The following is a 22829-nucleotide window of genomic DNA, read 5'->3' on the forward strand; positions in this document are numbered from 1 at the left end:
ATTTTATTTGAGAGAAAAAATTGCTATTTGCACAATCGCAGTATTCCAAATTCTAGGAGCAAAAGAATTTTATGAGCTGCAAAGACAAGTTACTACTGCTACAAGGTTTGAAACAGAAGTTCAAAGAGTTCCAGGTAATGTCGATATCATTGATAAAGAACAAATGTTAAAACGAACTCCTCAAAAAATAACTGATATTATCAAAAATAATGCAGGCATTTATATCCCTAAAGATGCAGGACTTAATATTCGTCCTTCTATTATGATAAGAGGTATTACTAATGGCACTCTAGTGTTAATGGATGGAGTGATTTTAAGCGATATGGATGGAGAGACAAGATTGCTTTCACAAATTCCTTATCAAGACATTGATAGAGTTGAAATAGTAAGGGGTCCTTTTTCTAGCCTCTATGGGACAGGAGCGATTGGAGGTGTAGTGAATTTTATCACATCAATGCCTACAAATTTTGAAGCGAAGGTTTCTTTAGGATATGGAAATGAACTTGAAAAACGAAAGGCTCAAAAAAACCTTTTTAGAGGTTATTTTAGCATAGGTGATACTTTTTTTGATAAAAGACTTAGGATAAAAGCAATTTATGGATTCAATACCACACAAGGATATCCTCTAACGCCTGCTCTTATCAATCAAGCTCAATACCAATCATTAAGCACAAATGGAGTGAGTGGGTTTATTCCTTATACAGATTCTCAATATGTTGTTGGAGATATAGGCAGACAAGCTTATACAATGCAGAATGGCAGGATCAAATTAGAATATGACTGGGGAGATAAAGATACAACAATTTTGACTTTCATGGGAGCTAATTATCTTTATAAATATACAAATATTTATTCTAATTTAACCCGAAATAAAAAAATCTTCTATGGCGGGGATGATCTATTCAATCCATTTTTAGAAAACCCCTATGGAGGAATAGGAAATTATACAAACCTTTTAGGTTCTATTTCACACAAACATTTTTTTGAAAAATCTAGTTTGAATATCACACTTTCAAGTGTCAATATGATTGGTCTATATAATGGTGCTACAACTTCTCCGGCTGGAATTCACCCTACTTTGGAATCAGGCTATGGAAGTATTCAAGATTTAAAGACATCAAGTAATTATTTAGACATGCTCTATGATATAGATTTTGAGAAACATTTCCTCACAATTGGCATTCAAGGTAGATTCTTGAATCTTAGCAATAAAAGCTATATATCAGATACTTATCAGTCATTTAAAGGTACTAGAGAATATAAAAAAGGACTTGGAGCGAATACTTGGTATCTCTCTGCACTCTTTCAATTTAATAGCAACTGGAGCAAAAAACTAAGTACAACTATTGGCACTAGATACGATTATTGGAAAATGGATAATGTGTATAACCAAATATCATCTGAGAAAAATAATATTATTGTGCAAGGCAAAGGAGCTTTTTCTCCAAAAGCTTCACTCAATTATGAAATATTTTCAGGAACATTATTAAAATTTGAAGCAGGATCTGCATTCAGAGCTCCAACTACAAGAGAAATGTTCAATACTCAAGCCAAATACGAATGGATTTTTAGCCCTAACCTCAAACCTGAATATGGCATTGCTTTTGACTTTGGGATTGAGCAAGATGTCCTTAAAAATGGAATTTTTAAAATCTACTATTATCAAAGTGATATTTTAGATGCCATATATGCCAAAACTCTAGGAAAAAATACTACTACCAATAAAACCATCAAACAAAATAGAAATGCAGGTCATATACGAATCAATGGTATAGAGATAGAATATAGTCAACCCATAGCTTATAGTATTCTTATTCTAGCCAACTACACTTGGACTAATTCTAAAATGATAAAAAACTCTGCTGATCCTTCATTGATAGACAAACGATTACCCATCATACCACAACATATGGCACATTTAATGGTATTATATGGAGAAGAAATCGGATTTTATGGTTCTTTACAAGCTACTTACCAATCTAGAGCATTGAAAGATTTTGGTGTTTGGGGTCAAAAACATACTTTTGGTAGCTATGATGAACAATTTTACTTTGATGCTAAGATTGGCTATCGTTTTATCAGTGGTTTTGATATCAATATGAGTTTTTTAAATTTCACTAATAGTCTATATTTTAATGATTACCAAGCACCAGGAGCATCATTTTATGCACAGATTTCTAAGACATTTTAATTTATTTTTCTTGGTATTTAATAGTTTTATTTTTGCCAACACATTAGAAATTAAAGACTTTTTTGGCACTCATATTGTTAAATTGCCAATAAAAAAGTTAGCTATTATAGGGACTTATCTAGAATTACCTGCCATGTTTAATATTTGGGACAAGGTCATAGCATTAGATAAGTACTCTTTTGATATTGATATAAATCAATGCTTCTTCAAACTCAATGAAAATAAAATCTATAAAATGGATTCTAATACATTGGGAAATATAGAAAAATTATTACAAATAAAACCTGATTTAATCATCTCAAGCATTAGGAATGCTCAAAATATTATATTTGGCAATAAAATTGGCTTAAATTTTTTATCTTTTCAAACTCATGATATTGATGCAGTCAAAAAACAGATTTTTATCTTCGCATCATTATTTGACAAAATACCTAAGGCTAAAATAATCATTCAAGAAATGGATAGTATTTTTCAACTCATTGAAAAACAAACATCCAAAATCACTCAAAAGAAAAAAGCTATATTTGTCTTCAATAAACCCAATGTTGTTAGTGGAAAAATAAGTGTTGTAAGCGATATGCTAAACCATGCATTTGTGGATAATATTGGATCAAGATATATCACACATGACAGATCTGAAATTCCTATCGAAAAAATTGTAAAAGAAAACCCTGATATTATTTTTATCTGGTGGCTTAGTCATTATGATACAGAAAGTATCTTAAAAATACCTGCCCTACAAAGTGTAAAAGCCATCAAAACCAAACAAGTTTATAAAATGCCTTCGTTTGATGGTACAGGACCTAGAGTCGCATTGATGTCTTTGTTTGTAGCAATGAATGCTTACCCACAAAATTTTAAAAACATTAATATACAAAAAACTATAAGAGATTTTTATTTAAGGATCTATGGATATTATATTTGCAACTAAAAATATCAGCTTATCCCTAATTACCCTCGAAGTTGTTCCAAACGTTCTCTTTTTGTACCAATATCAGTAATTTGCACACCAAAATTTCCATCTACAATCACAACTTCACCCTTTGCTATCACCTTATCATCAACCAAAATTTCCAAAGGATCATTAGCAAGTTGACTGAGTTCAACAACACTTCCAATATCCATTGAAATAACATCTTTGAGCAACATTTTTTTCTGTCCAATACGAACTTTTACATTCAATTTAACATCAAGGAGCATACCAATATTTTTTATTTCATCTTGATTGAGCGAATGACTATGATGTATCTCTGGAGTGGCAGGTGCTTGACGAGGTTGTGTTGTTTCAAAAATATTTACAAATTGAGTTGTTGTTAAAAAGGTAAAATTAGATTGTATCGTATTGAGCACAAAAGAAAATCTATATTCTTTATCAAAAGCTCCCAAGTCAATAGGTGTGATAACAAATTGTATATCACTGCAAGAAAAATTTAATTTTGGAAGGTTTTTTTGAGAACCCAATGCTGTTGAAATAGCTCCAAATATATTAGAGTTGATTTCTTTGATAGCATCTAAATCGTCATTATCCATTTCACTCTTACTCACACCTTCTCCACCCACCATAAGATTTGCCAAAGAAGTTGCAAGCTCAACAGGCATAATCATGGCGACATTTGTATTTAAATCACCAGATACATTAATATAAGTAATTGCATAAGGAATAGGCAATGCCGTAGCACTTGTAAAATCAGTCTTGATGTTTATAATATCAGGAGAAATTCCAGTAAGACCTTCTATGGTTGAAATTGCTTCTTGGGTAAAAATATTTATAAAATCATTCATTATTCCTCTTCCTCTTCTTCAATATCATTGACCTTACTCTTTCTTTGTGCCTCAAGCATTTCAAGAATTTCTTTTGCATTATCTTTTTCAGTTTTGATAGACTCTTTTATCTTGATAGTTTTTCTATATCGCTGCAATCCAACAGTTGCTAGGTATTTTTCTTTTCCATCAACATTCACTACTACAGTGTCATCAGCTGCCCTATCCAAACGAATAATATCACCTATACTCAAATCTAATACTTCTTTTAAGGTCAATTTAACTCCACCTAAAAACACAGAAATACCAACTCCGGCTCCACCTACAAGTGCCTGAAGCTCTTTGTTACGACTTTTTTTCGAACTAGTCTCCGAAAGGACCAAGTCTCTGCCTCCAAGCCTTGAAATAATAGTTTCAAGTGAAATAACAGGATAACATAAATTCATCATACCACTGCTATGCCCAATAATGATCTCCATCACAACCATAATAACAATCTCATTTTGTGCAACAATTTGCACGACATTTGCACTGGATTCTTTGGCATCAACAGTTGGAAAAATCTCTGCTACTGGAGACCAAGCGTCTTTGAGTGTCTGCATAATCTGCCTGAGTATCGTATCAAGTAAATTCAATTCTATATCACTAAATTCTCTAGAATTATCATAAGGATCACCCTTCCCACCTAAAAGCCTATCTATCATAGGGAATGCAATACTTGGATTGATTTCCAAAACCCCTGTACCATCCATAGGTTTCATAGAAAATACATTGAAACTTGTTGGGCTTGGTAAACTCATCAAAAATTCTCCATAAGTCATCTGATCTACACTATGAAGTTGTATCTCAACAATACTCCTCATGATAGCAGAAATTTGGCTTGAAAGATTTCTAGCCATTTTGTCATGGATACTCCTAAAAGATCTTAATTGTTCTTTGCTAACACGATTAGGTCGTTTGAAATCATAAAGAGTAATTTGTCTTTGGTGAACAATATCATGCTTTTGGAGTATTTCAACATCTTCTTGAGCATCATCTACAACCTCAAGAAGAGCATCAATTTCTTCTTGACTCAGTATATCAGCCATTTTTTTCTCCCAAATGTTTTCTTATCTTCTTAATGACTTCTTTGATTATTTGAGATATCCTTGATTCGGTAATATTTAAAATCCCTTTGATTTCACTCAAATTCAATTCTTCAAAAAAATACAGCTGCATAATTAACTGCTCTCTTTCTGACAATGATTTTAAAATTGTCTGGATCATATCACTCAATTCTTCTCTTTGGAGTCTTTCTAAAATACTTTCTTGTTCAATAGCATTGTATTGCTCATCAATGGGAACTAAAGTATAAATATCAGAAGCAATTTTTGCTTCTTTGATTTTTTGAATATCTTCACCTAAAACCTCTGCTAAATATTCATTACTTGGCTCTTCTTGATTTTCATTAAAATATTTTGATACTTCAACATCTATAGATTTGATAAGTTTCCTAGAAGACCTAGAAACAATATCTAAAGATCTCAGATAATCTAACATTGCACCATTGACACGAGTCTTTGCATAACCCCAAAAAGAATCATTGATTTTATTATCATACCTCCTAGCAAGCTTAATAAGCTCTTCAGTTCCAATTGATATTAAATCATTTAAATCTATAGAGCTAGGAACCCTTTCTTTGATACGATAAGCCATTGAACGAACTGCGGGTAAATACTGCATAGCAAGCTCATCTTGAGAATATCTGATATTTTCATCATAGCTATATATATCTTTTTTATTCATTTTTTATCATTTGATGATTTATTTTCTAAAAAATCTGCATTTTGTATATATCGACGAATATTTATGGCTTCTCTTTCTCTAATATCAAATTCTTTATCAAAAAACTCAAGTCTTTTATCAATCCTAGTTTTATTAAAAAAAGTTTGATTTGTTTCGACAAACCAAATATAAACAGAAGAACAAAAAAGTATTATCAAATAAAAACCCAAAGTAGAAAAAAGAGTACAAAAAAATATTGTTTCAGGATTATCAAACTTCGCCAAAGCAAATACCAAACCCAAAAAAAATCCAAAAACAACCGATAAATTAATGAAATTATTTGGCTTCATTTGTTTTCCTTATAAATAGCCCAAAATCCTCTTGAAAAAACCCATAAAATTTTCTTTAGGAACATCAAGCATATTTTGTTCCACTTTTGAAAGAACTGTTTTGGTAATTTGCCTCATATCTGATGAAAAATTATTCAAAGGTTCTACCTTACATAAAAGCTCCCGATATTTTGTCGATCTTTTTACTGCATTATTATTATAAAGACAACCCAAAAGTTCTAAATTCAATTGTGGTAAATTTTTAGAAGCAACATTTTTAATTTTATTGAAAACATTCAAACCTTCTTTTTGAGAACTTGCCATATTAATAATAAGGAAAATTTCTTTTTTAAATTTAGAATTAATCTTAATAGTTGCATAAGCATCTGTTATTGCAGCAGGATCAGGAACTGTTACAACAATAATATAATCACTAGCATTCAAAAAGGCTTGGGTCGCCTCTCCTATTCCTGCCCCCGTATCAATAATCATATAATCCAAATCATCAAGAATCCCATCATCTTGGACAAACTCATTTAAAATATCTTCATTAGCATATTTTAATATCTCATCACCACTATCACCAGGCACCAAATACAATCCCTCTTCAATCAAATAAACAACTTCATCAAATCTAGCCTCTCCTTTTAAAGCATGCAAAATATTTTTATTGGTTTTAATACCAAAAATTAAATCTAAATTAGCTAATCCAATATCAGCATCAAAAACCCCTACTTTATAACCCATTCTAGAAAGCGTATATGAAAAGTTTGCACTGATAGTTGATTTACCTACACCACCCTTACCACTTGTAATCGCAATGAACTTTGTTTTACCTTTTTTTTTCGCAGGTAAGGTAGTTTTCATCAGATTATCTAAATAACCAGCTTGATTCATTTGCTTATCCGATTAGGATTTGAAAATCCATCCAACATACAATCAACTAAATAATCATTAGTTGCCACCAATAAATCAAGTGGAACTTCTTGTCCCACAGATAGATAACTAACTGGTTTTTTGCTTTCATAAACTAAAGAAAATAAATTCCCTAATCCTTTGCTCTCATCAAGCTTACTGAAAATCAAAGTATCAATATCAAGCTCACCAAAAGCAGTATAAATATCTTTTAAATCTTCATATTTTGTCGTAGCAGACAATACTAAAGCAATATCAATTTTATAATCATTATTGATGAATTTTTTTAACATATTTATTTTTTGTTTATCATGCTGAGAATGTCCGGCAGTATCTACTAAAATATAATCACAATAACGCAAAGTATCAATTTCCCTCAAAAAATCTTCTGGCTCAATCACAGTCTCTATACTAATTTTCATCTTTCTAGCATACCAAGTAAGCTGTTCTAAAGCTCCTATCCTATAAGTATCTAGTGTAATAATACCCACTTTGTATTTCTTGTCGAGCATTTTTGAATACCGTGCAGCCAATTTTGCTAATGTGGTTGTTTTACCAACTCCTGTAGGACCCACGAGCATAATAATTTTTTTTGTACCCATATCCAAATGTTCACTACGACAATAAATCATTTTGCGCAATACTTCTCGAAAATAACGTTTTACAGTTAAAGAATTTTCTCTCATTTTTAATGGCATAAGTTCTAGACTAAGTTTCATGATCTCATCTAGATGGATTTTATTCATACCACTATTTTTAGCCAAACGATATATCTCTGCAAATTCTTGAGGAATTTGCAGAGTATCACTACCAGGTTTTTTCTCATCCCAAAACATATTCTGTATCAATTTGATTTTATCATTAATTTTATCTAATTCTGTCTTGATTTGTTTGAGTTCCTTAGTATCGTTTTGTTGGTGCATAGCCTTTTCTTCTTGCTTATGTATTAATTTATTTTCTAATCTTGTATCGAAATTTTTTGAAATTTCTGGAACAATTAGAGATTTTTTAATTTGCTCTCTAGAAGACTGTCCTGTTATTTTGCTAATCTCTTTTACAGCATCAGAAAGTTGTATTGTGACATCATCATCAAGCAAAATTTTTTGATTTTTTTTCTTTTTTTCCATATTCTTTTCTAAAATATTATCCAATCGTTTTTGAATGCTATTTTTAGATACTTGATCCTGAATCTGTGGTGCTTGGTATTCTTGAATCATTTCTTCATTTTCAACCGCCACAACAATTTCATAAAGACCAGGTTGAGTCATTGTTTTTTTTCTGATTTCCTTAGTCTTAACAACTAGAGCTTCTTCGCCGTGCTTACTCTGAGCAATTTTAAGGGCTTCTGCAGCCGTTTCCCCACCATAAGTATAAAGTTTCATTTCCGTCCCTTTGGGGTTAAATATTCTAAAAATAAAGGAATCAATACCGATTCTCTCTTATTCCATTTTTCATGTGGTATTTTAAGATAAGGATGCTTTAAAATCAAATCATTAAAGAAAATTATATCAATATCCAGTGTTCGAGGTGAATTTTTAAACTCTCTTTTTTTAGATCGACCAAATCTTCGCTCAAGATAAAATACAAGCCTAAATAAATCAACTATTGACAAATTTGTTGAAAGAGTCATAGTTGCATTATAAAAATCCTTTTGATTTTCAAAACCAAAAGGAGGATTTTTATAAATAGGAGAAGAAGAAAGTATAAAAAAATGCTTATTGAATGCAAACCATCTCCAAAGACTCTCAAAACGTCGCTTACAATCACCAATATTCCCACCTATTCCTAATAAAACAGTATTTGAAAAAGTAAATGAAGAAGATGCTTTATAAGGGAAAAAATGAGAAAAATATAAAGCCCTCATTTTATCGCAACTCAGATAATCTCCGCTCTACCATTTTTTATCACAACTAAATCTTCAATCCTCACTCCATAATAATCAGGGATGTAAATGCCAGGCTCAACTGAAAAAACCATACCATCTTCAATAATTGTTTCACTTTTTTTAGAGATAAAAGGCAACTCATGAATATCTAAGCCAATACCATGTCCAGTACTGTGAACAAAATATTTTCCATAACCTGCTTTCTCTATGACATTCCTAGCAATGCTATCAATTTCCCTACCTTTCATCCCACTCCTAATAAGTTCAATAGTTTTTTCTTGAGCTTTAAGTACAACATCATATATATTTTGTAAATCCTCATTATCAAAACTCTGATTTTTTTTGAAAGAAATACCTTTTTTGCTAAAATAGGCTGTCCTTGTTCTATCTGAACAATACCTTTGATATTTGACTCCTGCATCAAAGAGAAGAAGATCGCCACTTTTGAGCTTATCTTTTTTGCTTGGCAAGGCATGTGGTTTAGCTGCATTCGCATTGATACCAAGAATAGGCTGGAAACTAAGATTATATTTCCCTTCATTGCTTAAAAATCGTTGTGAATGGTAATAGAGTTCTTGTTCATTAAATTGTTTTGTAGACTCATTCAAATAAATAGCAAATTTTTTATAAGCTTCTTGATTAATTTTTTGAGATTTTGTAATTAGGTCAATTTCATACTCAGTCTTAATGATTCTTTTTTGTTGGTGAAAATTAACAATACCAATCAAATTTTTCTTAGGATTCAAAGTAGATTTTAAGTTTTCAAAATCATTTAAAGTGACTTGTGCAGGATCATATACAACAACATTTGAAACACTTTTATTGATAATACTTGCAGCGGTAACAAATAAATTTCCTGCCTCTAACACCTCTATATTTTTAAAAATATTTTGTTTTGCTTCGAGCGTATAACGAGAGTCCGTTATGAAAAATTTATCTTCTCCAATTTTTAGAAATAATGCATGATCGCAACTATAACCACATTCAAAATATTGAGCATTTTCATTTATTGTAAGGAATGATTCCTTACTTATCTTTTTTTTCATTTTTATGACTGGTTTCTGTTTTGTTTTTAATTGGCTCGACTATTGGATTGTTATTTTTTACCTGATTTGCCTGTGCAGCTTGAGCTTCTCTAATATTTTGGATTTCAGTCAAAATCTGTAACATTGCAATGATAGCCATATGATAACCAAAAGCCCCAAATCCAGCAATAACACCAGCACAAACAGCACCTGTATAAGTATGCTTTCTAAACTCTTCTCTAGCGTGAATATTGCTCAAATGTACTTCAACCACAGGCACGCCTGCAGCCATAATTGCATCTGCCATAGCAATAGAAGTATGAGAATAAGCACCTGGATTAATTATAATTCCAGCATATTCACTACCTACACATTCTTGAATCTTATCAATCATCTCACCTTCAAAATTACTTTGAAAAAAATCAACTTCAAGATTATTTTGTTTGGCAAAAACTTTCATATTCTGATGGATTTGTTCTAATGTCATAGTGCCATAAACTCTAGGATCTCTATGTCCAAGCATATTTAAATTAGGACCCTGTATGACTAAAACTCTCATTATTTCTCCTTTTAATTTTTTAAAATTTTATTTAAATATAACATAAAACCGTTTAATTTACAATACAAACAAGCTATATTAAGGCATTTTAGATTAATTTTTGATTTAAAGAGCTTCATTTTTTTGTTCATCTTCTGATTTTTTAGATTCATCAGGCTGTTTTTGAACTTCTTTTTGTTGTTCTTTAAAAGGTGGTCCCTTTTTGAGGATTTCAGTAAGTTCTGCAGCATTTTTAGGATCCATTTTAGACAAAATTTTACCCATATCTTGAGCAGAAAGTGCAAATAATATACTTGCAGCTTCATCAAGAGGTAAATTCTCTATAATTGGAGCAGCTTTAGAATCTTTCATTTTCGAATAAGTTTGTGCTAATTTATTATCTTTTGCCTTATCTATATCTTGTAATAATTTCTCATTTTTAGCTATCAAACTCTTTATTTTAGCTTCATCTGCTTGAGTTTTTGTATTTAATTGTTCTTCTTTATCTTGTATCTCTTTGAGTTTCAAACTTAAAGCATTTTCTCTTTCTTTTAGCTTACTTTCACGTTGATTGAGCATATTTTGAGTAGCTTCTTTAAGTGCCTCAATAGCTTGAGTTTTTTCATCAAGCTGCCTAATTTGTTCTTTTATTTCATCTTTTCTAGATTCAAAAATAGCATTACATTGCAAAAGCTGAACCGAGGAATCTGATGTTTTAGTCTCTTCTTCAGATATCAACATTTCGACAACTGATAATAATAAAAAACAATTTAAAATAATTTTTCTCATACCCTCTCCTTATCTGATGCAAAAAGCATCAGAGCAACTTCATCAATATGTTTTATTTCTGATTTTTTAAGCACATCAAATTTTTTCTTGATTTCATTTTGTTGCAGGTATTTTATCTTTTCAAATTCAATATTGGCTATTTTGCGATATTCTTCAAGTCTTTTACTTATATTTTTTAATCCTGATATTTCTCCCCTAATACAATCAATCTCATACATCAGAGCTTTTTTTATCTCAGTAAACCTTTGAAAGTCTAAATATGTTCCATTTTGAGGAATATCAAACTTATTAAATTCAAACATTGCCAAATCTAATTCTGTAGTTTTAGCGACAATCATCTGATTATTTTTTATTATCTCTACTTCACTTTTATCTAAAGCTTGTTTTTTTAGCTTCAAGATTGAATCAAACTTAGTTTTCATAAGATGATTGTATCTTCTCTTTCTGGACTTGTTGAAATAATAGAGATTCTTGTATTAAGAAGTTTTTCTATATCCCAAATATATTCTTTAGCATTTTGTGGCAATTCATCAAAATTTCTAATACCTGCTGTTTTATCCCAACCTTTATAAGTTTTATATACAGGTTCACATCCATCCAAATCACTTGGCACATAGTCAATGACCATACCTTTGTTCTTATAAGCTACACATATTTTAATCTCATCCAAACCATCTAATACATCTAATTTCATGAGACTAAGTTCAGTGCAACCATTTATATTGCAAGCATATTTTGCACTTAATGCATCAAACCAACCACATCTTCTAGCTCTACCAGTAGTGGTACCAAATTCTCCACCTTTTTGACGTAACAATTCACCAATTTCTCCAAAATCCTCTGTAGGAAAAGGACCATTCCCTACTCTAGTGCAATATGCTTTTGAAATACCAATAATTCTATCTATCTGCTTTGGATTAAGCCCACTACCACTACAAGCACCAGAAGCTGTTGTCGTAGAACTTGTGACAAATGGATAAGTTCCATGATTTATATCAAGCATACTCCCTTGTGCACCTTCAAGCAAAATCTTTTTTCCCTCATCATTTGCTCTCCATAACATTTGAGTTGTATCTATTACAAAAGGTAAGATTTTAGGAGCATATTCTTCCAGATACCACATGCATTCTTTATGATTTGGAAGCTGTATTTCATATAAATCTTGTAAATAAGCGATTTGTCCTAAATGAAGTTGAATTTTTTGTTTCAAAGCTTTCATATCTTTCAATTCGCCAATCCTAATCCCGCTTCTAGCAACTTTATCGACATAACTTGGACCTATTCCCTTACAAGTTGTACCAATTGCATTAATAAGAGATTTTTCTCTACCCCTATCAATGATTTGATGATAAGGCATTATAATATGAGCTCTATCACTCACAAAAAGCCTATTTTGAATATTATCAAACTGAACAATCTCTTCATAAAGTGCATCTAAAGCGATGACTACACCATTGCCAATAATATTCTTGCATTTGTGATACAAAACACCTGAGGGCATCAAATGTAAAGCATATTTTTTACCATCAACCATAATAGTATGTCCTGCATTATGACCCCCTTGATACCTCACAACATAATCATAATCTTTCGCGAGCCTATCTACAATCTTTCCTTTCCCCTCATCGCCCCACTGAATTCCGACTATGAGATCAGCCATTTCATCCCCTTTATTTTCATCAAATATTCTATAACATCATCAGTATAGATACCAAACCCACAAGATTCAACTCCTTCAATCGTATACTTTCCACCCAAAAGAAAAGTATGATTACCCTCAAACATCCTAAAAACTAAATCATTATAATAGTCTACTGGTGGAAGCTCAAGAGGTGAAAAAATCATTTTTTCATAACGACAATAACTTGAACCTTCAAGCAATGCTTTGAGTTCATTTTTCAAAAATTCTGGTGCTTTCAAGATAGAGTTTGCCAAATCATCACGCGTTTGGATTTTTATCAAATCGCTCATATAAGGAGCTTTTTTCAAAATATCCTCTATTTGCATTTTCCTAAAAAATTCCAAATCCTTGCCTGTTTCTTGTGAACATAATTTTAAAATCTTCACATTAGAAACCTGCAATATTGGATTCATACCAAATTGCTTCATAATCTCTACACTCAAACAAAGCATTTTTGGAATCTCATCAATATCCAAACATTCCGCCCCAATTTGATAAATTTCATTAGTAGGATAGCTGAAAACTGGTTGGATATAAAACCATTTTTTCTGGCAAGTGCTACGAAGCAAACGTTTTGTAATAATACGAATAGCATCAATAGTCGTATCATACCTCAAAGAAATCTGATGATTATTTTTTGAACTCAAACGGATAATATCACGATTTGAAAAATTTTTTTGATGTTCAAGATACATAAAAGAAGGAGTCAGTATCTCTTCAAAATCATTTTGATAAAAAATTTCACAAGCAATATTTTCAAGCCTGCGTTTCATCTTAGCTGAAGTACCGAAATAAAGTTTTGTTCCCTGTGGGATTTCATGTTCAAAAACCATTTTTATCCTACATTCATATAAAAAGCGAATTGACGCTTTCGTTATGATAAATCCTACGAATAACTTCAGCAAACAATGGAGCTACACTCAAAACAGTGATTTTTGAGCATTTTTGCCTTAATGGAATAGAATTACTCACAACAACTTCATTAAGTACACTATTTTGTATCCTATCAATCGCAGGTCCGCTAAGCACAGGATGAGTACCCAATGCCATAACACTTTTTGCACCTTTAGCCTTCAAAACTTCAGCTGCCTTACACATCGTTCCAGCCGTATCAATCATATCATCAACTAAAATAATATCTTTATCTTCTACATCTCCAATAATATTCATCACTTCACTCACATTTGCCTTTTCTCGTTTTTTATCTACAATAACCAAATCCATCCCCAATTGATCAGCAAAATATCTTGCTCTGGATACACCACCAATATCAGGACTTGCTATAATTGGACTTTTTAAATTTTTTGATCGTATATAATCTCTAAAGACAATTGAACCATAAAGATTATCTACAGGAACATCAAAAAAACCTTGTATTTGACCTGCATGCAAGTCCATTGTAATGACACGATCAATGCCTGCACTTTGCATCAAATTTGCTACAAGTTTTGCTGTTATAGGGACTCTTGGAGCAGCTTTCCTATCCTGTCTAGCATACCCAAAATAAGGAATAACAGCATTAATAGAACTTGCCGAACTTCGCTTAAAGGCATCTGTCATTATCAAAAGCTCCATCAAACTATCATTAGCAGGAACACAAGTAGGCTGAATGATAAACACATCTTTTCCTCTCACAGATTCACTGATTTGCACATTAATCTCTCCATCACTGAATCGATTCACGGTGGCTTTTGAAATGACTCCATCAAGATGTTTTGCCAATTCTTTTCCAAAATCAGGATGAGCACTCCCTGTAAAAATCTTAAATCCTCGCATTTGAGTTTTTGTCCTTGATTTAAAATATTTTTATTTAGGATTATACAAGATTATCAATTAAACTCAATAAAGAGTTTTATAAATAAAAAATAATAATTGATAATTTTTATCATTTGTTAATCATCATTAACTATACTTACTTATGTTTCAAAACTAAAATAAAGGATGAGTAAATGAAAAATGTTACATTGACAAATGCAACCGGAACCCCTATTGGGAATAATCAAAATTCCCTGACATTTGGACCAAGAGGACCTATGTTACTACAAAACACTTGGTTTTTGGAAAAGTTAGCCCACTTTGATAGAGAACGTATACCTGAAAGAGTAGTCCATGCTAAAGGAAGTGGTGCTTATGGAATTTTCACAGTTACTAATGATATCACAAAATATACTAAAGCTAAAATATTTTCTAAAATAGGCAAAAAAACACCCTGTTTTTTTAGATTTTCAACAGTTGCTGGAGAGAGAGGAGCAGCAGATGCTGAAAGAGACCCAAGAGGTTTTGCAATGAAATACTACACAGAAGAAGGTAATTGGGATCTTGTTGGTAACAATACTCCTGTATTTTTTGTCCGCGATCCACTCAAATTTCCTGACTTTATCCATACACAAAAACGAGATCCTTATACAAACCTAAGGAATGCTACAAATGCTTGGGATTTCTGGAGTCTTCACCCTGAATCGCTACATCAAGTAACCATTACAATGAGTGATCGAGGTATCCCAAAAAGCTACAGGAATATGCACGGTTTTGGTAGTCATACCTTTAGCTTTATCAATGCTAAACATGAAAGATTTTGGGTTAAATTCCACCTCAAAACAATGCAAGGCATTGAAAACCTAACCAATGAAGAAGCAGCTACAATCATTGCTAATGACAGAGAATCTCATCAAAGAGATTTATTTGAAAACATTCAAAAACATAATTTTCCAAAATGGAGGATGTGTGTCCAAATAATGCCTGAAGAAGAAGCAAAAACATATCGATTTCATCCTTTTGATTTGACAAAAACTTGGAGTCAAAAAGATTATCCACTGATTGAAATAGGTATTGTAGAACTCAATAAAAATCCTCAAAATTATTTTGCTGAAGTAGAACAAGCTGCTTTCAATCCGGCAAACATTGTTCCCGGTATTGGCTATAGTCCTGACAGAATGCTACAAGGTAGACTATTTTCTTATGGGGATACTCAAAGGTATCGCTTAGGTATCAATCATACTCAATTACCAGTTAATGCCCCAAAATGTCCTTTTCATACAACCTCACGCGATGGTTTTATGCAAAATGGGAGCTATGGCAATATGATGAACTACAACCCAAGTTCATTACCAGGATATGAAGAAGATCCAAATGCCAGAGAACCAAAACTTGCTCTAAGCAAACTTGAAAAAGATAACACTATTTATGACTGGGATTACAGAGAAGAAGATAATGACTATTACACACAACCCGGAGACCTATATCGCCTAATGACTATTGAAGAAAGAGAAAGACTCTGTCAAAATATAAAAGCTGCTATGGAAGGCGTGCCTAAAGAAATAAAAAAACGTCAAATAGAGCATTTCAAAAAAGCTGACCCTGCTTATGGCAAAAGGATTGAAGAGCTTGTCTTATAAGGATTTATACAATTTCAGATACTCATTTTGAAGTTATCTGAAATGAAATTTACTGCTGTATACAAAATCTATTATTTTCTTGTGATTGAAGCTATTTAAATATAAAATTGAAAAATTTAATACTTAAATCTAAATAAGGTCATCTATATGAGATACACTTTAGAATCTGCTCAAGAGATCAGTTCTGATTTATTATTTTGGTGTTCAAGATTTATCCGTTATAAACTGACTACACTTTCAAATACAAATGTAAAAAATAAAATCTGCATTTCACATTGTATTGAAAAACTCCAAAAAGGTATTTCAAATATCTCAGAGCTAGAAAATATCTGCAAAGATGCTCGAAATGCTGGCTTTATAGGGATAAATGTCTATAGTCAACCTATATTAAAACTCTACGGATACTTACAAAATTTTCATTCAATGAAAGATATTGATGAGGAAATATTAAGTGATTTTTTAGCTGTCATGACAAGTGGCTTGAGTGCAGCAAGCAAAAAAAATTATCGCAATGCTATCATTGGTCTTTTCAAATACATTGACAAACAAAATCAAGACGAAAAAGGAAATTCTTATGTTTACAATATAGAATTGAAAAATATTGGCGGGATTAAAGGCAAATCAGGACAAAAATTACCTACTTATTTGAATGAATTCGAACTTGAAAAATTCCTAAATAGCATTGATACTTTTGAAATGTCTTCAAAAATCCGTGCAAGGAATCGCCTCATCATTAAAATGATTGTTTATACTGGTATTAGAGTAAGCGAAGCCCTAAACCTAAAAGCAAAAGATATGATTTTAGAAAAAGATGTTTATTTACTGAATATAAAAGGAAAGGGCAATAAATACAGGATGGTAATGATAAAAGCTTCTCATATTTACAATCTTCTTGAAGAATGGTTATTATTGAGATCAAAAATTGAAGTCAAAGATGGATTATTATTTTGTAATCAAAAAGGTCATCCGCTCACACAAGCTTATATTTATCGCAATGTTGAAGAAATTCTTTTTTCAGCAGGCATCCAAAAAGAAAAAAAAGGTGCTCATATGCTTCGCCACTCATTTGCAACCCTACTCTACCAAAAACGACATGATTTAGTATTAGTACAAGAAGCCTTAGGGCATGCTGATTTAAACACAAGTCGGATATACACTCATTTTGATAAAAATCGTCTATATGAAGCTGCAAGCATTATGGATGGCTTTAATAAATAATTTTTAATCTATCTAAATTAGCATATATAAATTTTATATTCTTTTTTTGGTATACACTTTGCTATGATATGAGCTTGGACACCTGAATTTGAAAGAGCATTTTTAAATTCAAAAGCATTTTTTTCAGGAACCGCAATGAGCAAACCTCCAGAAGTCTGTGCATCATAACAGACAATGTCTTTGAAACATCCAGTATTTTTTACCTGTGATTGAAAAACTTTTTTATTTTCATGGGTCCCTCCTGGAATAATATCCAAATCTGCTAACCCTAAAACACCATCAAAAAAAGGAATTTGATTATAATAAAGTTCAATAGAAATATTTTGATTGACCATCTCTATTAAATGTCCTATCAAACCATATCCAGTAACATCCGTACAAGCACTAACGGGAAATTTTTTTGCACATAAAGAAGCATTCAAGTTTAAAGTCGTCATTGAAGTAATGACTTCAAGAGATTTGTCAAAAACTAATTTGTCATTTTTAAATGCCGTAGATATTATACCGCTACCAATAGGTTTTGTAAGCAATATAATATCACCTACAGAAGCAGTATTATTTTTCCAAAATATGCCATCTTGGATAATACCAGTAACACTTAAGCCATATTTTTGCTCTTTGTCATTGGTGCTATGACCTCCCAGTAATGCACATTCAGATTCTATAAGTTTGGACAATCCACCTTGAAGTATTTCTTTGACTTCATCAACTTCAATATGGACTTTATCCCACATCAAAAGACTCATAGCTGTGTGTGCCCTAGCCCCTTTGGCAAAAATATCACTGAGTGAATTTGCAGCTGCTATTTGACCATAAAGATAAGCATCATCTACAATAGGAGTGATAAAATCCACACTTTGAACTAAAAGAGTATGCTCATCAATCTTAAAAATGCCACAATCATCATTATTTTTAAAATCCATAAGTATATTTTTATAGTAAGGCTGATTAAGGTTAGCTGTAATTTGTTTGAGATCCGCCGGACCCACTTTAGCAGCTCAACCTGCACAGCTGACAAATTTCGTCAATCTTTTGTCCATTATTTCCCTTATAGCGATATGATTCCTTCATTTCCTAAGAAATCTTGCAAGATTTCGACTGCATTAGCAATCCTACCAACCATTACTTTATCTTTCAAATCAAAATATTCCAAACAAGTTTCACAAGATAAAATCTCTACTCCCAATCCTTGAAGTGTATCTAAATTCTCCAAGATAGAGGCATTATCTATCATTGAATTTTGAGTGGTGAGTAAAACCCCACGATTTAAAAATACCATCCTTTTAGGCAAAATATCTATCTTTGTCATTGCTCCTATAAATCCACCTGTAACTATTTTACCCAAATCTCCTTCACCAATCTTATCTGATTTAAAAAGTATAGTCTTATGTTTCATTATTTTCCTTAATAAGGGATTTCAATAATTCTAAAAATATTTGATACAAAGAATTGATATCATCAAGACAAACTCTCTCATCAACTGAATGTATCCTATCATTGCAAACACCAAAATCTACAACTTCTATACCAAAAGCTCCAAAATATTTAGCATCACTTGTTCCACCACTTGTACTTAAATCTGGAATAACAGAGCAAATTTTTTGGATAGCATTTTTAAGGAGATGAAGCAAAAAAGATGAATTAGTAATAAATGGATGTGAACTTTGCGTAAGTTTCAAGTCATAATCCAAACCTTTTAAAATCTTTTTAATATAATCTTGTATATCTTCAATATCAGTTTTAGTTGAGTTCCTAACATTAAACATTATTTTGAGATTAGCAGGAGTTACATTTACTGCTTCTATGCCTCCACGAATATCTGTAACAACTAACTTGGAAGGTGCAAAATACTCATCACCTTCATCAAGATTTATACCTGCAATATCCCCTAATTTTTTGCCAAGCAATTCTATAGGATTGGAACATTTTTGAGGGTAGGCTACATGCCCTTGAATACCTTTAATATTAATGATACCATTGATAGAACCACGTCTACCTATTTTGATAGTATCTCCAAAAATTTTATCACAAGTAGGTTCGGCTACTAATACCATTTGAGGTAAAAGCCCTCTTTCTTTCAATGCTTCTAAAACTATTTTCGTGCCATATATACCCGGACCTTCTTCATCACTTGTAAGCAAAATAGATAAAATTAAAGGAAACTTAAAGTTATCATTTTGTATAAAATCCCTCATTGCACACAAAAAAGCACTTACTCCACCTTTCATATCTTGAGCTCCACGGCCATAAAGATAATTTTCTCTGATATGAGCAACAAAAGGTTCGCTATTCCAGCCTTCTCCTGGTGGAACGACATCTATATGTCCTGCAAAACAAAAATGCAAGCTATTTTTATCAACATTCCCAAAACATTTGTATAAAAAAATATTTTTTACTCCTTCTTTTTCAATATAGATAGATTCAAAATCAGGCAATAATGATTGTATAAAATCAAAAATTCCACAGTCTCTAGGCGTAATAGTCGGATAGCTAATGAGCTTACTTAAAACTTCTAGTGGTGTCATTTTACTTGAGTGGACTTTCTTAGATGAATATATAAATGCAATACATCAAGACTAGCAGGAGTAATACCACTTATTTGAGAAGCATTGTATAAATTTATAGGACGGAATTGATTAAGTTTTTCTACAACTTCAAGACTCAAACCTGGTATCCCATCAAAAATAAAATCTTTTGGAATCTCAACTTGGAGCATTTCATTCATTTTCTCAATACTCTCTTGTTGCTTTTGAATATAACTGTGATATTTTGAACGGATACGAATTTGCTCTAAAGCTCTATCACTAAAACCTTCAAATATAGAAGAAAATTTCTTTAATTTTTCATTATCAAAGCTATCTCTTCCTACAATCAAAATAGGACTACATTTATCACTAATAGGTAGTTCATCAAGACTACAAAGGAAAGTAAGGTTTTCTTTTGAAGGGGTAAAAATAGTTTCTTCAAGGTATTTCATTCCTTTTTCAATATCTTGAGCATCTTTGCGAATGCTTTCATAATCATCTTGTTGTATTGTGCCTAAAATATATGCATATGGTGCAAGCCTAAAAATTGCGTTATCTTCACGCAACAATAAACGATATTCTGCACGAGAAGTAAAAACACGATAAGGCTCCTTAGTGCCTTTTGTTACCAAATCATCAATCATCACACCAATATATGCTTCATCTCTGCGGAAAACAAGCTTATCAAGTCCTTTAAAGCATCCTGAAAATTTCATATCTTCTTTTTGAAGACTCAAAACAGCATTTATTCCAGCCATAATACCTTGAGCTGCAGCTTCTTCATAGCCAGTAGTTCCGTTTATCTGTCCAGCAAGATAAAGATTTTTGATTTTTTTTGTCTCAAGAGTATGGAAAAGTTCTGTAGGCTGAATATAATCATATTCAATAGCATAACCATAACGAGTGATTTTAGCATTTTCAAGTCCTTTTATAGAAGCAATGATTTTCTCTTGAATATCAAAAGGTAAAGATGTACTCAAACCATTCACATAATATTCAGTAGCCTCAAAAGTCTGTGGTTCTAAAAATAATTGATGTCGCTCTTTGTCAGAAAAACGATTAACCTTATCTTCAATACTTGGACAGTATCTAGGACCAACCCCTTCTATTTGACCTGTAAACAAAGGTGCTCTATGAAAATTTTCTTTAATCAATTGATGAGTATAAACATTTGTATAAGCAACATAACAAGGTAGCTGGAGAGGTTGAAAAGGAATATTTGTCTTATAGCTAAAATGTGGTGCAATATCATCACCTGAATGCAATTCAAGATTTTCAAAATCAATACTCCTACCATCAAGACGTGGACAAGTGCCTGTTTTTAGCCTACCCATTTCAAAACCAAGTGATTGTAAACTTTTTGAAAGCCCTATTGCAGAACTTTCTCCAAACCTACCATTTTGGCTTTTATTCTCTCCAATATGTACCAAACCCCTCAAAAAAGTCCCTGTCGTTATTATAATCTTTTTAGCATAATAGGTTTTACCAATATTAGTTCTCAACCCTACCACACAATAATCTTGCACTATAAGTTCTTCAACAACTTCTTGAGAAACACTAAGATTTGGGGTATTCAAAACAAAATTTTTAGCAAATATACGGTATTTGTCCATATCAATTTGTGCACGCGTGCCTCTAACTGCTGGTCCTTTTGAAGCATTCAAAATACGATACTGAATCCCGCAATTATCAGTAATAATACCCATCATTCCACCCAATGCATCGACTTCTTTTGTTAAATGACCCTTGCCAAGTCCTCCTATAGCAGGATTACAACTTGCCAAACCAATATTCTCAACCAATATAGTCAATAGATGTGTTTTTGCACCCATTTTAGCACTGATAACACTTGCTTCAATCCCAGCGTGACCACCACCAACTACAATCACATCAAATTCCATTAAACACCTTAAAACTTTATTTATAATTATAACTAAGGTTTAATCAGTTTTAGATTATAATTCAGCAAGACTAAAAATCAAAAATGAGGGAAAATGGGTTTTAAAGAAAATTTTTCAAACAATAAACAACGTTATATCACAGGTATCATTATGATTTTATGTTTAGCTTTAATCCTTTATTTGAATTATGCTATCTTGATATGGGTTGTTTTAGGTATCGGTTATATTTTAGGATTTCAAGAAGCCATTAAACTTTTTGGATGCAAAGGGCATTGGACAATGTATCTACTTGCAATCTTAGTTTGGCTACTAGCACCTATAAATGATAGACCTATAGAATCTGCTATTTTTATAGCGATGATAATTGCTGGATATCTAGCTTATAAAAAATCCTTCCAATCAAAACAAATTCTACCTTTTATCTACCCCACTATTCCATTTCTAGCTGTTTATGCTGTTTATAAAGATTTTGGTGTAAGTGGTGTTGTTTGGTTGATTGTTGTTGTCAGTTTAACAGATGTAGGAGCTTACTTTGGCGGTAAAGCTTTTGGAAAAACTCCTTTCACATCCACTTCACCCAATAAAACACTAGAAGGTGCCATCATAGGTCTTGCTATAGCTGTAGCAGTAGGTAGCTTTATAGGAATGGGGAGAGAATTGAGTGGGAACTTTATCGTTTCACTTTTGATTAGTTTTTCTATTTCTCTGAGTGCTATTTTTGGTGATTTATTTGAAAGTTATTTAAAAAGAAATGCTTCTGTTAAAGATAGTGGAAACATTTTACCAGGACATGGAGGCATTTTAGATAGAATGGATGCTATACTTTTTGGTGCTATCACTCTTCATTTTTTAATGTATTTTTTAAAAATATGGAAAGAAACTTCTTCTATTACTTTTTCATAGGAACATATA

At 31.9% G+C, this 22829-nt stretch carries 23 protein-coding genes; 5 read left to right on the plus strand and 18 right to left on the minus strand.

Annotated elements, in window-relative coordinates:
• The first annotated feature begins 7 nt into the window (after positions 1 to 7).
• Both BKH44_RS00450 and BKH44_RS00455 read left to right on the plus strand, forming a co-directional pair.
• Positions 8 to 2191: a TonB-dependent receptor gene (locus tag BKH44_RS00450; RefSeq protein ID WP_180674063.1), complete on the plus strand. Its 2184-nt coding sequence runs from the start codon at positions 8 to 10 to the stop codon at positions 2189 to 2191.
• Positions 2166 to 3122, plus strand: a complete 957-nt coding sequence (locus tag BKH44_RS00455; RefSeq protein ID WP_180674064.1) for an ABC transporter substrate-binding protein — start codon at positions 2166 to 2168, stop codon at positions 3120 to 3122. Before BKH44_RS00450 ends, BKH44_RS00455 begins: the two co-directional genes overlap by 26 nt.
• 20 nt (positions 3123 to 3142) lie before the next feature.
• Here the strand turns inward: BKH44_RS00455 and fliY are convergent, their stop codons facing one another.
• From fliY to BKH44_RS00525, 14 genes are all read right to left on the minus strand, one after another.
• The gene (fliY, locus tag BKH44_RS00460) at positions 3143 to 3973 is read right to left on the minus strand and encodes a flagellar motor switch protein FliY (RefSeq protein ID WP_095269052.1); all 831 of its coding nucleotides are present in this window, start codon (positions 3971 to 3973) and stop codon (positions 3143 to 3145) included.
• Positions 3973 to 5040, minus strand: a complete 1068-nt coding sequence (gene fliM / locus BKH44_RS00465; RefSeq protein ID WP_095269054.1) for a flagellar motor switch protein FliM — start codon at positions 5038 to 5040, stop codon at positions 3973 to 3975. Before fliM ends, fliY begins: the two co-directional genes overlap by 1 nt.
• Positions 5033 to 5737 carry an RNA polymerase sigma factor FliA gene (locus BKH44_RS00470; RefSeq protein WP_095269055.1) on the minus strand — a complete coding sequence of 235 codons (705 nt, stop codon included), beginning with the start codon at positions 5735 to 5737 and terminating at the stop codon, positions 5033 to 5035. The genes fliM and BKH44_RS00470 overlap by 8 nt, the downstream gene beginning before the upstream one ends.
• Positions 5734 to 6066 (minus strand): hypothetical protein, encoded by a 333-nt coding sequence (locus BKH44_RS00475; protein ID WP_095269057.1) that lies wholly within the window; start codon positions 6064 to 6066, stop codon positions 5734 to 5736. Before BKH44_RS00475 ends, BKH44_RS00470 begins: the two co-directional genes overlap by 4 nt.
• A 9-nt stretch (positions 6067 to 6075) precedes the next feature.
• Positions 6076 to 6942, minus strand: coding sequence for a MinD/ParA family protein (locus BKH44_RS00480; protein ID WP_095269058.1), 867 nt, complete (start codon positions 6940 to 6942; stop codon positions 6076 to 6078).
• Positions 6939 to 8342, minus strand: coding sequence for a flagellar biosynthesis protein FlhF (flhF, locus tag BKH44_RS00485; protein ID WP_095269060.1), 1404 nt, complete (start codon positions 8340 to 8342; stop codon positions 6939 to 6941). The genes BKH44_RS00480 and flhF overlap by 4 nt, the downstream gene beginning before the upstream one ends.
• Positions 8339 to 8824, minus strand: coding sequence for a 2-amino-4-hydroxy-6-hydroxymethyldihydropteridine diphosphokinase (gene folK / locus BKH44_RS00490; protein WP_095269061.1), 486 nt, complete (start codon positions 8822 to 8824; stop codon positions 8339 to 8341). Before folK ends, flhF begins: the two co-directional genes overlap by 4 nt.
• An 11-nt stretch (positions 8825 to 8835) precedes the next feature.
• Positions 8836 to 9891, minus strand: coding sequence for a M24 family metallopeptidase (locus BKH44_RS00495; protein WP_095269063.1), 1056 nt, complete (start codon positions 9889 to 9891; stop codon positions 8836 to 8838).
• Positions 9872 to 10429, minus strand: a complete 558-nt coding sequence (aroQ, locus tag BKH44_RS00500) for a type II 3-dehydroquinate dehydratase (RefSeq protein WP_095269064.1) — start codon at positions 10427 to 10429, stop codon at positions 9872 to 9874. The genes BKH44_RS00495 and aroQ overlap by 20 nt, the downstream gene beginning before the upstream one ends.
• A gap of 105 nt (positions 10430 to 10534) precedes the next feature.
• Positions 10535 to 11197: a flagellar protein gene (locus BKH44_RS00505; RefSeq protein ID WP_257842554.1), complete on the minus strand. Its 663-nt coding sequence runs from the start codon at positions 11195 to 11197 to the stop codon at positions 10535 to 10537.
• On the minus strand, positions 11194 to 11619 hold the full coding sequence (locus tag BKH44_RS00510) for a flagellar export protein FliJ (protein WP_095269066.1): 426 nt from the start codon (positions 11617 to 11619) through the stop codon (positions 11194 to 11196). Before BKH44_RS00510 ends, BKH44_RS00505 begins: the two co-directional genes overlap by 4 nt.
• Positions 11616 to 12857, minus strand: a complete 1242-nt coding sequence (locus BKH44_RS00515; protein WP_095269067.1) for an adenylosuccinate synthase — start codon at positions 12855 to 12857, stop codon at positions 11616 to 11618. Before BKH44_RS00515 ends, BKH44_RS00510 begins: the two co-directional genes overlap by 4 nt.
• On the minus strand, positions 12842 to 13711 hold the full coding sequence (locus BKH44_RS00520; RefSeq protein WP_095269068.1) for an ATP phosphoribosyltransferase regulatory subunit: 870 nt from the start codon (positions 13709 to 13711) through the stop codon (positions 12842 to 12844). Before BKH44_RS00520 ends, BKH44_RS00515 begins: the two co-directional genes overlap by 16 nt.
• A 13-nt stretch (positions 13712 to 13724) precedes the next feature.
• Positions 13725 to 14654, minus strand: coding sequence for a ribose-phosphate pyrophosphokinase (locus BKH44_RS00525; protein ID WP_095269070.1), 930 nt, complete (start codon positions 14652 to 14654; stop codon positions 13725 to 13727).
• Between the two features lie 173 nt (positions 14655 to 14827).
• On the opposite strand from BKH44_RS00525, the gene BKH44_RS00530 reads away from it, so the two are divergent.
• On the plus strand, positions 14828 to 16273 hold the full coding sequence (locus BKH44_RS00530) for a catalase (RefSeq protein WP_095269072.1): 1446 nt from the start codon (positions 14828 to 14830) through the stop codon (positions 16271 to 16273).
• Positions 16274 to 16420: 147 nt separating this feature from the next.
• Entirely contained in the window at positions 16421 to 17491 is a 1071-nt protein-coding gene (locus tag BKH44_RS00535; protein ID WP_095269074.1) for a tyrosine-type recombinase/integrase, read from the plus strand.
• A 17-nt stretch (positions 17492 to 17508) separates the two neighbouring features.
• Here BKH44_RS00535 and selD read toward each other — a convergent pair whose 3' ends face one another.
• From selD to mnmG, 4 genes are read right to left on the minus strand one after another with little or no spacing between them, the layout of a single operon-like run.
• A complete protein-coding gene (gene selD, locus BKH44_RS00540; RefSeq protein WP_095269075.1) occupies positions 17509 to 18480 on the minus strand; it encodes a selenide, water dikinase SelD in 972 nt (323 codons plus the stop codon).
• A 59-nt stretch (positions 18481 to 18539) separates the two neighbouring features.
• Complete coding sequence (locus tag BKH44_RS00545; RefSeq protein WP_095269076.1) at positions 18540 to 18887, minus strand: hypothetical protein; 348 nt, start codon at positions 18885 to 18887, stop codon at positions 18540 to 18542.
• A complete protein-coding gene (gene dapE / locus BKH44_RS00550; protein ID WP_095269078.1) occupies positions 18877 to 20016 on the minus strand; it encodes a succinyl-diaminopimelate desuccinylase in 1140 nt (379 codons plus the stop codon). The genes BKH44_RS00545 and dapE overlap by 11 nt, the downstream gene beginning before the upstream one ends.
• Complete coding sequence (gene mnmG, locus BKH44_RS00555; protein ID WP_095269079.1) at positions 20013 to 21917, minus strand: tRNA uridine-5-carboxymethylaminomethyl(34) synthesis enzyme MnmG; 1905 nt, start codon at positions 21915 to 21917, stop codon at positions 20013 to 20015. Before mnmG ends, dapE begins: the two co-directional genes overlap by 4 nt.
• A 93-nt stretch (positions 21918 to 22010) precedes the next feature.
• Between mnmG and BKH44_RS00560 the strand changes: the two genes are divergently transcribed.
• Positions 22011 to 22820, plus strand: a complete 810-nt coding sequence (locus tag BKH44_RS00560) for a phosphatidate cytidylyltransferase (RefSeq protein WP_095269081.1) — start codon at positions 22011 to 22013, stop codon at positions 22818 to 22820.
• Positions 22821 to 22829 lie beyond the last annotated feature (9 nt).

The sequence above is a fragment of the Helicobacter sp. 13S00477-4 genome, assembly GCF_002272785.1.
Taxonomy (GTDB): Bacteria; Campylobacterota; Campylobacteria; order Campylobacterales; family Helicobacteraceae; genus Helicobacter_J.

Coding starts and splice junctions, on each gene's coding strand:
- BKH44_RS00455 (WP_180674064.1), top strand. CDS start 2,166: ATGCACAGATTTCTAAGACATTTTAATTTATTTTTCTTGGTATTTAAT.
- fliY (WP_095269052.1), bottom strand. CDS start 3,973: ATGAATGATTTTATAAATATTTTTACCCAAGAAGCAATTTCAACCATA.
- fliM (WP_095269054.1), bottom strand. CDS start 5,040: ATGGCTGATATACTGAGTCAAGAAGAAATTGATGCTCTTCTTGAGGTT.
- BKH44_RS00470 (WP_095269055.1), bottom strand. CDS start 5,737: ATGAATAAAAAAGATATATATAGCTATGATGAAAATATCAGATATTCT.
- BKH44_RS00475 (WP_095269057.1), bottom strand. CDS start 6,066: ATGAAGCCAAATAATTTCATTAATTTATCGGTTGTTTTTGGATTTTTT.
- BKH44_RS00480 (WP_095269058.1), bottom strand. CDS start 6,942: ATGAATCAAGCTGGTTATTTAGATAATCTGATGAAAACTACCTTACCT.
- flhF (WP_095269060.1), bottom strand. CDS start 8,342: ATGAAACTTTATACTTATGGTGGGGAAACGGCTGCAGAAGCCCTTAAA.
- folK (WP_095269061.1), bottom strand. CDS start 8,824: ATGAGGGCTTTATATTTTTCTCATTTTTTCCCTTATAAAGCATCTTCT.
- BKH44_RS00495 (WP_095269063.1), bottom strand. CDS start 9,891: ATGAAAAAAAAGATAAGTAAGGAATCATTCCTTACAATAAATGAAAAT.
- aroQ (WP_095269064.1), bottom strand. CDS start 10,429: ATGAGAGTTTTAGTCATACAGGGTCCTAATTTAAATATGCTTGGACAT.
- BKH44_RS00505 (WP_257842554.1), bottom strand. CDS start 11,197: ATGAGAAAAATTATTTTAAATTGTTTTTTATTATTATCAGTTGTCGAA.
- BKH44_RS00510 (WP_095269066.1), bottom strand. CDS start 11,619: ATGAAAACTAAGTTTGATTCAATCTTGAAGCTAAAAAAACAAGCTTTA.
- BKH44_RS00515 (WP_095269067.1), bottom strand. CDS start 12,857: ATGGCTGATCTCATAGTCGGAATTCAGTGGGGCGATGAGGGGAAAGGA.
- BKH44_RS00520 (WP_095269068.1), bottom strand. CDS start 13,711: ATGGTTTTTGAACATGAAATCCCACAGGGAACAAAACTTTATTTCGGT.
- BKH44_RS00525 (WP_095269070.1), bottom strand. CDS start 14,654: ATGCGAGGATTTAAGATTTTTACAGGGAGTGCTCATCCTGATTTTGGA.
- BKH44_RS00530 (WP_095269072.1), top strand. CDS start 14,828: ATGAAAAATGTTACATTGACAAATGCAACCGGAACCCCTATTGGGAAT.
- BKH44_RS00535 (WP_095269074.1), top strand. CDS start 16,421: ATGAGATACACTTTAGAATCTGCTCAAGAGATCAGTTCTGATTTATTA.
- BKH44_RS00545 (WP_095269076.1), bottom strand. CDS start 18,887: ATGAAACATAAGACTATACTTTTTAAATCAGATAAGATTGGTGAAGGA.
- dapE (WP_095269078.1), bottom strand. CDS start 20,016: ATGACACCACTAGAAGTTTTAAGTAAGCTCATTAGCTATCCGACTATT.
- mnmG (WP_095269079.1), bottom strand. CDS start 21,917: ATGGAATTTGATGTGATTGTAGTTGGTGGTGGTCACGCTGGGATTGAA.
- BKH44_RS00560 (WP_095269081.1), top strand. CDS start 22,011: ATGGGTTTTAAAGAAAATTTTTCAAACAATAAACAACGTTATATCACA.